The following is a 13297-nucleotide window of genomic DNA, read 5'->3' as shown; positions in this document are numbered from 1 at the left end:
AATTGTTCGTTTTTTACGAAGTGTTGATTCGAGAGACAGGCTTGCTCAACCTGAATCTGAGCCAAGCCGACCGTCAGCTATGGGTTGTGGATTCAACCCACCAACGCAACAGATAGGCTAAATCGTTCAGCGGGCGTTTCGGGTCGGGGGTACTGATGGGTTCCGCTGCCGTTGGTCGGCACCTTGCGCAGCAGTGCGATAGAAAACTATAGGAATAAACTCTCGTGCCGATATCACTGAGGCAAGGCCTGCGCGTGCCTGACCTTGAACCTGAGCGAACGAGCACATTGATGAGTGATAAATCTTTGGAAGAAAAAGCGGCATTGATGGTCGACCCACATGAAACGATGGCCAGTGTCGGACAGATCACTGCCGGGCGCGATGCCCTGCGACAGAGCCTGGACAAGGCTGATCGCGCGGTTCAGGAGCTTCAGGAGCAACTGGACTTGGCAAAGACGCTGATGACCCGTCTGCTGGCGGCGAGTTTTGCGTCGACCGGCAAACTTTCCGCGCCCCTTACAAACTGGGGGCTAAATGAGATCGACGTTGTCGAACGGGAGATGGCCTGCTATTTGAATTCTACCAATGAGGCGAGCGCCGCTTCATAGGTCGCGCACTGAATGCATATGGCGGGCTGCCGGAAGTCATGCCGCCCCGCCAGCTACACTCATTCGATACATTTCCGCACAGAGACTTCCGCCATGACGACCAAAACCGCAATCGTATTCGCTGGCGGTGGCAGTTTGGGGGCGGTGCAGGTGGGAATGTTGCGGGCCCTGGTCGAAGCCAATGTTCGGTTTGACATGGTGATTGGTGCTTCGGTAGGCGCTATCAACGGTGCCTACTTTGCCGCAAGACCCGATTCCGATGGCGTCCAGGCGCTCGCCGGATTCTGGCGCGGGCTGAGTAAAACTGACATCTTCCCCCTCTCTTGGTTCGATACCTGTAGAGGATTGATCAAACGGCGTGGCTATCTGTTGCAGCCGTCGGCCTTGAATCGGCTGCTGGGTCAGGCACTACCCATTCACCGCATTGAGGATGCGGTGCTGCCCCTGTACATCGTCACCACCAACCTGCTCAGTGGTGCCGAGACGGTTCTGTCCAGTGGCGAACTCGAGCAGGCGTTACTGGCCAGCGCTGCCATTCCGCTGGTGTTCCCCTGCGTACAAATCGCCGATCAGTTTCTAGTTGATGGCGGCGTGGCAAGCAATACACCTATTTCGACTGCCGTAGCCTTGGGAGCCACCAACGTCGTGGTAATCCCCACCGGAGTGAGTTGCGACCTGACGCAACCTCCCCGAGGACTGGTCGCCTTGGCCCTGCACACCGTCAATCTGATGAGCATGCGCCAGCTGGTGAGCGACATCGAACACTTCCGCACTGTCACCAGTCTGCACATCGTCCCGCCCTTGTGCCCGGTGGATGTCTCGGTTTTCAACTTTGACCAGACCGAGTCTTTGCTGCAGCGTGCCTATGAGCAGACCCTTCGGTGGCTGGAACGTGGGGGGCTCGAACGCACCAAGGTCCCTGGTGCCCTTTCCATCCATTCGCATGCCCATGAGCATTGAGTGATGTGAATTACCAAAACAGCTTACCTTCAGGCCGGAGCACCCAGAGCGATGCCTGCGTTTCAAAATCAACCCAAATCTCGCCCTACCCGCCCTAAATGCCGCCATCCTGGAATTCACGCTTCGGGTTGCCCATGATCCTGCTGAGCGTCGCCGGACTACGCTGGGCAGCCTGAACAGGGCAAATAATTAATTGATTAACAGCCCCATTTTTTTAGTCCAGTGAGGAACAGGAAACATAGACGAAGTGAGTCGCAAGCGGACACTCGGTCAGCTCAGTTTTCAGCCACTTAGTCGAATCTTCAACGCATCGATTTTTTGGCTTTGAAGAAACTGGGGGGCAGTTTTTTACCCACCCCCCCAGTTAACTAACCACGCAGGAAAGCGAGCAAATCGGCGTTGATTGTATCGGCGTTCGTCGTAGGCATTCCGTGCGGGAAGCCCGAGTAGGTTTTCAGCGTGCTGTTTTGCAACAGTTTGGCTGACAAGAGCCCGGAGTTTTCATAAGGCACGATCTGGTCATCATCACCATGCATCACCAGCACGGGGATCGTGATGCTCTTTAGATCCTCGGTAAAGTCGGTCTGGGAAAAGGCCACGATCCCGTCATAATGCGCCTTTGCACAGCCCATCATGCCTTGTCGCCACCAGTTCCGGATGATGCCCTCAGACGGTTTTGCACCAGGGCGGTTATAACCGTAGAAAGGTCCAGCTGGAACGTCATGGTAGAACTGTGCGCGGTTGGCCTTCAGCTGTGCCTGCAAGTCATCGAAAACCGACTTTGGCAAGCCGCCTGGATTGCTCGGTGTCTGAACCATCAAGGGTGGCACGGCGCTGATTATGGCGGCCTTCGACACTCGGTCTTCGCCGTGGCGCGCAATGTAATGGATGACTTCACCACCGCCGGTGGAGTGCCCCACATGAACTGCGCCTTGTACCCCAAGATGGTTGACCACGGCCGCGACGTCATCAGCATAGTGATCCATGTCATGCCCGTCCCAGACCTGACTGGATCGCCCGTGACCACGCCGGTCGTGTGCAATGACCCGGTAGCCGTTCGCCAGGAAAAAGAGCATCTGCGCATCCCAGTCGTCCGCACTGAGTGGCCATCCGTGATGAAAAAAGATCACCTGGGCATCCCGTGGCCCCCAGTCTTTGTAAAAGATCTCAACACCGTCCTGCGTAGTGACATAACCCATGTTCGCATCTCCCGAATGAAATGGAGGGTATGACCAATCGTGTCCTGATCGTGCCCCTTGTTGAACCTTGCCCTTGTTCAATAACGTGCAGCCCATCCAATAGGCAGTTCAGAGGGAATGGTCCTGGTCTGGTTTTCGCCCACCCCTGAATTCCATGGCGTTTTAGCAATGCATTACATCCGCGCAGCTTGGTCGCCAAATAACTTTAGGTTTAAAGTCAACTTTAAGGTCAATGGTTTTTCGGAGTGGAATATGAGAATAGGCGAACTGGCGAAAATCAGCGGACTGGCGCCTTCACGCATCCGTTTTTACGAAGCGAGCGGCCTGATCAAATCTGTCGGGCGCAAAGCCAATGGGTATCGGGACTATGCACCTGATACGGAGTGGGTTTTGGAGATCATCACGGGCGCCCAGGCGGCGGGGTTTTCACTGGAAGAAATCCGACAACTACTGCCGATGAATGCGAACGGTTGGCGGCATGAAGAGTTGCTCAGTGGACTCAAGCGCAAGGTTGAGGAAATCGAAGTCCTGCAGCAACGGCTGGCCCTCAATAAAGCGCAACTTCTTCTGGTTATCGAGGGAGTTGAAAGCAAGCCTGAAGGCATGGGTTGCGTGGACAACACGCAGTTGTTATTGCATCGTCTACGCGAGGAAGGTGTGGCGGTAGCACCACGCGGCCGTGATATTGCGTCGTCCAAGTAAAACGTCACCTGTCAGGCTTGTGAGGTCTGACAGGTTTTTGCCGGATCGTTGAATCAGTGTGCGTTAGCCAGTGCCGCTAACGGCTGCGGCGCGTAGAGCGCACTTTGGAACGCTGGCACGTATTCGTACTTCATCATTTTCCCCAGCTTCAAGGAGCGGATGTAGTTCGACAGGCTGGTTCAGCCTCAGTTCGACGCGCTGGAGGTTAAAGCCCCGGTAACCTTGAACACCCGCGCCATGCCCTCATTCACAGGCGGAATATTCGACTCCGCGTCATCCCGTCTCCCCTTCCCAGTAGTCTGAATCTCCTGCCCCGTCTGGGAGTATCGGCCGATGTATATCGCCCGGCGTTTATCCATAGTTGTGGCATGTACCAAAAAAAGGTCCGCGGTCCGGCCTTGGTGACTGCAATTGCTTTGGAGAACGTCATGGCTACTCAGAAAAAAAACTCATCGTCAACGAACGATCAGATCGCTCTATCCACCCAGCCCCTCACCACTGACCTCAACGAGTCATTGGTGACAACGTCGGTTACAGCCAGCGCTCTGGGCGTCGTGGCGACCGGCGAGGACGTGACCCTGGACGAAACGGCGGGGTTGCAGAACGCCACTGCCACGCCAACCCCTGCGGGGGACGCTGACGACAACGACATTCTGGTGGCGTCCCTGCCCACGACCTTCGCTAACCGTTTGGCCGGACTGGGGGCAGGCACCGCCACGGGTGCGGCCTTGAGCGGCTATACCGGTGCCGCAGGCAACACCGGCAGCGATGCATTCACCGTCACCACCGCGCCCGGAGGAAGCATTACCGATATCAGCTTCACCGACAGTTCAGGCGCACCGCTCGATGGCGTGGACAGCGGACTCGATACCCTCGATGGCACCAGCATCCTTCTCTATACCGATACGAACGACAACAACATCGTTTTGGGCCGAGCCGGGGGCCCGGCCGGTGCGATCGTGTTCGCTGCCTACATTGAAGAAACCGGTTCGCCGGTCACGGGCGGCAAGATCTGGACCGTGGAGTACCAACCGCTCAAGCATCCCGATATGACGAACGCCGATGATTCGCTCAATCTGTTGAATAAGGTTTTCATCGGAGCCAGTGAGGACCTGGTATTCAGCCTGGCCAATGCGCCCTCCGGTCAGAACCTGTTCCTGATGTTCACGAAGGCGAACCCGAACGTAGTCGATGTCGGTGGTGTGTTGCGGATCACGGATCCCACCATCATCGCCACCGGCAAGGACCCCGCAGACCAGTCAAGCGGCGTCAACATAAACACTGGCGACACGATCAATACCAGCCAGGCGGGTGGCCCGACCACCTTCGGCACCAACAATCAGATGATTGTGGAGCAAGAGGGCATCCGCTTTTCGTTCGTCACGGGTGCCAGGCAGAATGTGACCATTCCCAACCTGGACCAGAACGAAGCCGATCTTGAATCCAACGTCGACTTTACCGACGTCTACAACACGAGGTCGGCCAATTTCGACGTTGTGCAATTGCAAAGCGGCAAGAGCGCTATCGTAAAAGTCAGCGCATTCAGCACCGCGGCTGAACCTGGCGTGAATTTCATCAATGGATACGCGGGCGATACGCCGGTGGCCATCACCAATGTTCGCGTGATCAACAATAGCACCGGGCTGGTGATCGAGAATTCAGACGGATCGGTGAATGATCCGGCGATTACCATCAGCTTTGCTGCAGGGGTCGCAACCCTCACCGGCATTAAAGCCGGCTACCAGATTGAATACACCACTACGGCGGATCACAACCGCGTGCTTATCGAGAACGGTGCGGCCGTCAATGCCAAGGGCAATGACCACGCCGACTTTGATATTGGTGGTTTCACGCTGGTCAAAGCCTCTGTTACCACCACCGAAATCGGCTCCAAGATGATCTTCGACGACGACGGGCCGAGCATCAGCACCACCGGCACGGAGCCGACGCTGACGGTGGACGAGACGGTACTGGCGACCAACGACACCCAGAGCTTTGCCGCCAACTTCAACTCGGCGTTTGGCGCCGATGGGGCCGGCACGCAAACCTATGCGCTGGACGTGGTGGCCGGAGCTTCCGGGCTGACCGACACGGAGACAGGCGAGGCGGTGAACCTGTCGCTCAACGGCGCCGTGGTCGAAGGCCGCACGGCCACCACCAGTCAGCTGGTGTTCACGGTCAGCGTGGCCGCCAATGGTGATGTCACCCTCGACCAGCTCCGCGCCGTGGTGCATCCCGACCCAACCAATCCGGATGACTCGACGAGTTTGACCTCGGACGACCTGGTGACGCTGACGGCGACCACGACCGACGGGGACGGCGACAGCGCCCAGGCGACGCTGAACATCGGTCAGAACCTGGTGTTCAAGGACGACGGGGCGAGCATCAATACCACCGGCACGGAACCGATGCTGACAGTGGACGAAACGGTGCTGGCGACCAATGACACCCAGAACTTTGCCGCCAACTTCAATTCGGCGTTTGGCGCCGATGGCGCCGGCACCCTGACCTATGCGCTGGGCGTGGTGGCCGGAGCTTCCGGGTTGACCGACACGGAGACAGGCGAGGCGGTGAACCTGTCGCTCAACGGCACCGTGGTCGAAGGCCGCACGGCCACCACCAGCCTGCTGGTGTTCACGGCCAGCGTGGCTGCCAACGGTGATGTCACCCTCGACCAGCTCCGCGCCGTGGTGCATCCCGACGCCACCAATCCCGATGACTCGACGAGTTTGACCTCGGACAACCTGGTGACGCTGACCGCGACCATTACCGACAAGGAGGGCGACAGCGCCCAGGCGACGCTGAACATCGGGCAGAACCTGGTGTTCAAAGACGACGGGCCGAGCATCACCACCACCGGCACGGAGCCAACGCTGACAGTGGACGAGACGGTACTGGCGACCAATGATACCCAGAGCTTCGCCGCCAACTTCACCTCGGCGTTTGGCGCCGATGGTGCGGGCACCCTGAGCTATGCGCTGGGCGTGGTGGCCGGGGCTTCCGGATTGACGGACACGGCCTCGAACCAGGCGGTGAACCTGTCGCTCAATGGCACCGTGGTGGAAGGCCGCACGGCCACGAGTAATCTGCTGGTGTTCACGGTCAGCGTAGCCGCCAATGGCAGCGTCACGCTGGACCAGCTCCGCGCCGTGGTGCATTCCGACCCAAGCAATCCCGATGATTCGAAGTCGTTGACCTCGGACAATCTGGTGACGCTGACGGCGATCAAGACCGACGGGGACGGCGACAGTGCCCAGGCGACGCTGAACATCGGGCAGAACCTGGTGTTCAAGGACGACGGGCCGGCACTCAGTTTCGGCAACCTGATCGGGACCGGTAGCGTCCTTGCGCAATCCGGGTTCTGGAACATGGCGACGGGAGCCGACGGGCTGGGGGCGGCCGGTCTGGATATCTCGTTGGTCAATAACCAGTTCACTCTCGTCAGGCCAGACAACACGACCACGACCGGGACCGGCACGCTCAGCGAGCTGGCGCTGTCACCGGATGCCAATGGTGCGTACCAGTTCGCGGGAACCTTGACCGGTGATTTCGACAACAACGCCGCAACGGCGAATACCACCGTCGACTACACGTTGACCGCCTATGCCGATGGTCGCTATGCACTGGATCTGGTGCAAGGCTTCCGTTCGACGATCGTGCTCAGCAGTGCCGACGGCTCGCTCGCTGCCGGTGGCCCGGACCCGGTGCGCACATTGTTGATTCCTCAGACGAGTAACCCGGCTATTCCTTCGGCGTCCGAGGAGATTGTGTTCTTTTCCGCGAAGGCGCTGGCGTCGACCGCGGACATCCTGACCGGCATCGGGCTCGGAGCACCCGACCCCACCGAAGCCGCGCTACAAACCAACCCTCTGCCGTCGTACATCGACCCGAGGGCCATGAACGTCAGCACGGCCGGCATCGGCGTCGCCAACAACGTGTTCCAGGGCGATAACCTGGCGGCAATCAGCAACGCCGATGAAAGTTTCGTCATCAACCCAGAGAGCCTGCTGACGGCAATGAAGGTCTTCATCGACAACTCCGTGGCGGGTTACAACACCGCGACCGAGGACCTGTACTACCGGATCTACTACGCGGATGGCACGCTTTCGGACCGCATCGAGGTGAACACCCTGACGCCGGAGGCTGGCGGGCAGGTGTCCTTCCTCGTCGAGAAGGCGGGTACGACACTGATCGACGCGGTTCAGCTGACGATGGGCCGGGGCGATATCAAGATCCCGGTGATCCAGTTCATTCAGGAGAGCGAGAGTCTGGCCAGCGATGTCCAGCTGGCGTTCAGCGCGACGCTGACGGACAAGGACGGGGACTCGGCGACGAGTATCTTTGACGCCAACCTGTTCGCCAACGAACCGGCCAACGCACCCTTCGACTTCACGCTGGTTGGCACGATCAGTGAGCAGGATGCGTTCAACATCGATCTGTCAGTCAATGAGAACCTGTACCAGGTCAGCGGCTTCGATGCGGGCCCGGGCGTGCGGGACAGACTGGTGCTCAACGGCGACCCGAACGCCGCTGTCCAATCGATCGACAACACCGGTGCCGACAGCATCGTGACGGTTGCCGAGACGGGCGGACAAACAACGACCATCACCTTGGTCGGGGTTGATGTTCTGAATACCGACGTCTTTTTTGGCAGTGCTTGAAGCTTTGCGCGTGAACGGATGCGAGGGTGGCCTAGGAAACCACCCTCGTATTCTTTTTGCAGTTCAGATAAGAGATTCGGATGATCGCATGCGCGGCGAATGTCCGGGTGGTCATTGATACTGACCATCACCCTGCCCTTACCGCGACGCATGAAATCATGCCATGCGCTCGTAGTTATCAAATGGAAAGTCCACACCATAACCGACGGTCTGCCAGTACGGCGGGTCCATGTAGCGGAAAGTATGGGCACGTAACGTTCAGCGCATTCCAGCCAGGGCAGATTTTCAACGTAGATGCCAGACAGACGCTGCCACGCGGCTGAGAGATTTTCTTCGATGCGCAGCAGTTTCAGGTAAATGCCGAGCCGTCGCGATCTGCTCCCTGTTTCCGCGCGACCGTTTTCTATGTCTGGCACAACGACCCTGACATCGGTGGGCCTATACTTTAACGATCGGCACACTCGATGCGGCATGCAGTCGTGTTTGATGTAGGGAGGACGCGTCGAGCGATCGTTCACGCAGGCCACGGCCTGCCTTCGTCGTAGGGAGGAAAACATTCATGGCGCGTAAATACATCGACTGCCGCGAGTTTCCGAGCGATTCCCACTGCTCAATCGCACTGTCCGCAGACTCTGAAAACGAACTGCTCGAGGCCGCCGCGCAGCATGCGGTCAGTGTTCACAAGCACACCGACTCACCAGAACTGCGTGCTCAACTGAAGACGATGTTTCACGACGGAACCCCGCCTGTTGAAGCACCGCGTCCTGCTTAGCACCCAGGGGTTTCAGAGGAGTGATTGTCATCGATAAGCACCTACGAGGCTCATTTCGATGAGCTCCGCAGGCCTGAGGGTAGTTTTTTATGCCTGGCACAATCTGAATGACGAAGGAGACCCCCAAGGAACTGCCAATGGCTGCTCCTTGGGGGTGCTTTGGAGTGCTTGTTTAATGTGGCTGCGTGTTCATTCAAGTTAAGCTCAAACTGATTCGACAGACTGCTATCGGCCCAGAGTGTGTAAAAACGCTAGATCCCGTTTCGATCTTCAAGGCTGAGCGGCTGTCCGGCTTCGTAGCCTGATCAAGGCACGATGTCCCTTCCTGATGAGCTAAACCGCCCCAGCAACGCGCCAGATCATCGGGATACGTAAAAACAGGCCGGTTTTTAGGCCGTTAGCGCCTTCATCAAGTGATGAGTACCGATGACTTTCATGACCCGTTTCATGTTGTAGGCGAGCACATTCAAGCTCATCTCCGTACTCACCCCAGCCAGCTTTCGCGTCAGGAAGTGCGTCGCACCCATCCATTGTTTGAGCGTCCCGAAGGGATGCTCAACCGTCCGCTTTCGGACTCGCATCATCTCCGGTGTTTTGCTCAGCCGAAGCTGCATCTCCTCCAATACGGCTTCATGCTCCCAGCGTCGAACCCGCCGTTGTGTGCTCGGTGTGCACTGCGGCTTCATTGCGCAGCCCCGGCATTTCGAACTCCAGTAACGGTGCAACGTCAGGCCTTTTTCAACGTTGGTATAGCGCCAGATCAGCGCCTCTCCAGCCGGGCAAATGTATTCGTTTTTTGCCGCGTCATAGATGAAGGCATCGTTATTGAAACGCCCGTCAGCCTTGGCTCCAGAGGTCATCGGCTTGGGCACATAGGCGGTGATACCGGCATCGTGACAAGCCAGGATTTGTTCGCTTTTGAAGTAACCTCGGTCAGCCACTACCGACAACGTATCTGACGCCATCGCCTCGCGGGCCTGCTTGGCCATTGAGCTGAGTTGATCCCGGTCGGAACCGACGTTGGTCACCTCATGTGCAACGATCAAATGGTGCTGAGTATCGACCGCTGTCTGCACGTTGTAGCCGACGATTCCCGTGCCGCGAGTCTTCATGGAGCGGGCGTCTGGATCGGTCAGTGAGACCTGTTTATCGGGGGATTCATTGAGCTGGATTTCGATCGCTTGAAGCTCCTTCATTTGAGTTTTGAGCTTGACGATTTTCTCTTCCAGCCGAACGGCGCTAGGCTCGGAAGCTGTGGGTTCTTGCCGATCGGCAGCATCGAGTGCAGTCAGGTAACGGTTGATGCTCGATTCAATTTCTTCCATTCGCCGCTTCAGTTTGGCGCTGGTGAAATTGCGGTCGCGGTTGTTGACTGCTTTGAATTTACTGCCATCGATGGCGACCAGATTTTCTCCAAACAGTCCCAACTGCTGACACAGCACAACGAACTGGCGACAGACGCTTCGGATGGCCTTGCTGTTGTCTTTTCGGAAGTTGGCGATGGTCTTGAAATCCGGCATCAAACGCCCGGTCAACCACATCAGCTCGACGTTGCGTTGAGCTTCTCGCTCCAGCCGTCGGCTCGACTGGATGCGGTTGAGATAGCCGTAGATGTAGATCTTCAGCAAGATCGCGGGGTGGTAAGCCGGCCGGCCAGTATCGGCTGGAATGGCACCTTCAAAACCCAGATTGACCAGGTCGAGTTCGTCGACGAAGACGTCGACTACACGCACCGGATTGGTATCGCTGACGTAGTCGTCGAGGCTCTCAGGAAGTAAGGTGCCTTGGCCTCGATGTTCACCTTGGATAAAGCGCTTCATGGGCGATCCCTGCGATGAAATCCTCAGAAATCATAGCAAGGGTTCAAGAAAGCGTTTTTACACACTCTGGGCCAAAAACGGCCCTTCTCGACCAGTTAAATCCATGTCGCCTTTCTACCCGACCGCCTGAGCAGGTTCAGCCTCAGTTCGACGCGCTGGCGGTTAAAGCCCCGGCGACCTTGAACAGCAGCGCCATGTCCTCATTCACAAGCGGAAAATGCGGCTCGGTTCCTTCGCGTCATCCCGTCTCCCCTTCCCAATAGCCTGAAACTCCTAGTCCGCCTAGGAGTATCAGTCGATGTGCAGCCTGCGGCGCATGTTCATAGTTGTGACCAATAGAACCGAAAATGGTCCAAGGTCGACCCCCGATGACTGGACCCCGCTCAGGAGAAAGTCATGACTATGCGCAAAAAAACCTCATCGCCCACGAGTGACCTGGCCAATAACGCCGGTGACCATCCTTCACCCGTCAGCCACGACTGGACTTTTACCTACATTCCGACCGTCACCACCAACCTTGAAGACTACGCCCCCGGCAGCACGGCCATCATCACGGCCAGCGGTTTCGCCGCCGGCAGCACCGTGACGCTCGAAGTGGACCACGCCATCGGTGCCGGTGCGGATAGTGTGTGGGGTACGTCCGACGACGTGCTCGATACCAATACCGGCGAGGGACACGAGCCCTGGTCCGTGACCGACGGTGGCGCCGGCGATCTCGACGGCCAAGTCAACGGCAGCGTCACCACTTCGTGGTACGTGAATCCCGACGACTCGGCAGGCGCAACGTTTCTGCTCACAGCGGCCTCTGCGGGCGCCGATGGAGTAGTCGGCACGGGTGACGACGCCGTGGCGACTACGTCCTTTACGGACAGCGTTTTGGGCGTCGTGGCGACCGGCGAGGACGTGACGCTGGACGAAACGGCCGGGTTGCAGAACGCCACTGCCACGCCAGGCCCAGTGGGGGATGCTGACGACAACGACATCCTGGTGACGTCGCTGCCCTCGACCTTCGCCACCCGTTTGGCCGCACTGGGGGCAGGTACTGCAACGGGCGCGGCCTTGAGTGGCTATACCGGTGCCGCAGGCAACACAGGCAGCAATGCATTCACCATCACCGCTGACCCCGGAGCAAGCATTACCGATGTCAGCTTCGTCGGCACCTCTGGCGCACCACTCAATGGCGTGGACAGCGGGCTGTTGACCCTCAACGGCACCAGCATCTTTCTCTATACGGATACGAACAACAACATCGTTCTGGGTCGAGCCGGCGGCTCAAGCGGCGCGATTGTGTTCGCTGCTTATATTGAGGAAACCGGATCACCGGTCAGCGGCGGCAAGATCTGGACCGTGGAGTACCAGCCGCTCAAGCATCCCGTTATGACGAATGCCGATGATTCGCTCAATCTGCTGGATAAGGTTTTCATCGGCGCCAGCCAGGACCTGGAATTCAATCTGGCCAATGCGCCTTCCGGTCAGAACCTGTTCCTGATGTTCACGAAGGCGAACCCGAACGTTGTCAACGACGGTGGTGTGTTGCGGATCACGGATCCGACCATCATTGCCACCGGCAAGGACCCCGCAGACCAATCAAGCGGCGCCAATATAACGACTGGCGACACGATCAATACCAGCCAGGCGGGTGGCCCGACCACCTTCGGCACCAACAATCAGATGATTGTGGAGCAAGAGGGCATTCGCTTTTCGTTCGTCACGGGTGCCAGGCAGAATGTGACCATTCCCAACCTGGACCAGAACGAAGCCGACCTTGAATCCAACGTCGACTTTACCGGTGTCTTCAATGCGAAATCGGCCAGTTTCGACGTCGTGCAGTTGCAAAGCGGCAAGAGTGCCGTGGTAAGAATCAGCGCATCCAGCACCGCGGCTGAACCTGGCGTGAATTTCATCAACGGATACGCGGGCGATGCGTCGGTGGCCATCACCAATGTTCGCGTCTTCAACAGCGCCGGGCAGGTGATCGAGAATTCAAACGGCTCGGCGAATGATCCCACCATCACCATCAGCTTTGCTGCAGGGGTCGCAACCCTCACCGGTATTAAAGCCGGCTACCAGATTGAATACACCACTACGGCGGATCACAACCGCGTGCTTATCGAGAACGGTGCGGCCGTCACTGCCAAGGGCAATGAGCACGCCGACTTTGATATCGGTGGTTTCACGCTGGTCCAGGCCTCTATTTCGAAAACCGAAATCGGCTCCAAGATCATCTTCGACGACGATGGGCCGAGCATCAGCACCACCGGTACGGAGCCGACGCTGATGGTGGACGAGACGGTGCTGGCGACCAACGCCACCCAGAACTTTGCCGCCAACTTCACCTCGGCGTTTGGCGCTGATGGTGCGGGCACCCTGAGCTATGCACTGGGCGTGGTGGCCGGAGCCTCCGGGCTGACCGACACGGCCACCGGCGAGGCGGTGAACCTGTCGCTCAACGGCACCGTGGTCGAAGGCCGCACGGCCACCACCAGTCAGCTGGTGTTCACGGTCAGCGTGGCCGCCAACGGTGATGTCATCCTCGACCAGCTCCGCGCTGTGGTGCATTCCAATACCACCAATC

At 58.1% G+C, this 13297-nt stretch carries 8 protein-coding genes and 2 pseudogenes; 6 read left to right on the top strand and 4 right to left on the bottom strand.

Features of this window, described 5'->3' with window-relative positions; genetic code table 11:
• The first annotated feature begins 290 nt into the window (after nt 1-290).
• Together AC1Q6Y_RS23940 and AC1Q6Y_RS23935 are read left to right on the top strand one after the other, a co-directional pair.
• Nucleotides 291-608, top strand: a complete 318-nt coding sequence (locus AC1Q6Y_RS23940) for a hypothetical protein (RefSeq protein ID WP_340312105.1) — start codon at nt 291-293, stop codon at nt 606-608.
• 93 nt (nt 609-701) lie between these two features.
• Entirely contained in the window at nt 702-1568 is an 867-nt protein-coding gene (locus tag AC1Q6Y_RS23935; protein ID WP_057714630.1) for a patatin-like phospholipase family protein, read from the top strand.
• Nucleotides 1569-1936: 368 nt separating this feature from the next.
• Here AC1Q6Y_RS23935 and AC1Q6Y_RS23930 read toward each other — a convergent pair whose 3' ends face one another.
• Nucleotides 1937-2767: an alpha/beta fold hydrolase gene (locus AC1Q6Y_RS23930; protein WP_090455529.1), complete on the bottom strand. Its 831-nt coding sequence runs from the start codon at nt 2765-2767 to the stop codon at nt 1937-1939.
• A gap of 252 nt (nt 2768-3019) precedes the next feature.
• On the opposite strand from AC1Q6Y_RS23930, the gene AC1Q6Y_RS23925 reads away from it, so the two are divergent.
• Nucleotides 3020-3469 (top strand): MerR family transcriptional regulator, encoded by a 450-nt coding sequence (locus AC1Q6Y_RS23925; protein ID WP_090455530.1) that lies wholly within the window; start codon nt 3020-3022, stop codon nt 3467-3469.
• Between the two features lie 53 nt (nt 3470-3522).
• Here AC1Q6Y_RS23925 and AC1Q6Y_RS23920 read toward each other — a convergent pair.
• Nucleotides 3523-3645 (bottom strand): annotated as a pseudogene (locus AC1Q6Y_RS23920) (acetoacetate decarboxylase (ADC)); the annotation flags it as partial.
• A 252-nt stretch (nt 3646-3897) separates the two neighbouring features.
• On the opposite strand from AC1Q6Y_RS23920, the gene AC1Q6Y_RS23915 reads away from it, so the two are divergent.
• Nucleotides 3898-8130 carry a DUF5801 repeats-in-toxin domain-containing protein gene (locus tag AC1Q6Y_RS23915; RefSeq protein ID WP_492625287.1) on the top strand — a complete coding sequence of 1411 codons (4233 nt, stop codon included), beginning with the start codon at nt 3898-3900 and terminating at the stop codon, nt 8128-8130.
• 83 nt (nt 8131-8213) lie between these two features.
• Here the strand turns inward: AC1Q6Y_RS23915 and AC1Q6Y_RS23910 are convergent.
• Nucleotides 8214-8492 (bottom strand): annotated as a pseudogene (locus AC1Q6Y_RS23910) (DNA adenine methylase); the annotation flags it as partial.
• A 197-nt stretch (nt 8493-8689) separates the two neighbouring features.
• On the opposite strand from AC1Q6Y_RS23910, the gene AC1Q6Y_RS23905 reads away from it, so the two are divergent.
• A complete protein-coding gene (locus tag AC1Q6Y_RS23905; RefSeq protein WP_008001113.1) occupies nt 8690-8902 on the top strand; it encodes a DUF1059 domain-containing protein in 213 nt (70 codons plus the stop codon).
• A 389-nt stretch (nt 8903-9291) separates the two neighbouring features.
• On the opposite strand, the gene AC1Q6Y_RS23900 is transcribed toward AC1Q6Y_RS23905, so the two are convergent.
• On the bottom strand, nt 9292-10722 hold the full coding sequence (locus AC1Q6Y_RS23900) for an IS1182 family transposase (protein WP_492625286.1): 1431 nt from the start codon (nt 10720-10722) through the stop codon (nt 9292-9294).
• 396 nt (nt 10723-11118) lie between these two features.
• Between AC1Q6Y_RS23900 and AC1Q6Y_RS23895 the strand changes: the two genes are divergently transcribed.
• Nucleotides 11119-13297: DUF5801 repeats-in-toxin domain-containing protein (locus AC1Q6Y_RS23895; RefSeq protein WP_492625285.1), on the top strand; the 2179-nt coding region annotated here is incomplete at its 3' end.

The sequence above is a fragment of the Pseudomonas sp. GW823-FHT06E10 genome (genome assembly GCF_058794995.1).
The sequence above is the reverse complement of the archived record's forward strand: the minus strand, read 5'-3'. Positions and strand labels throughout refer to the sequence as shown.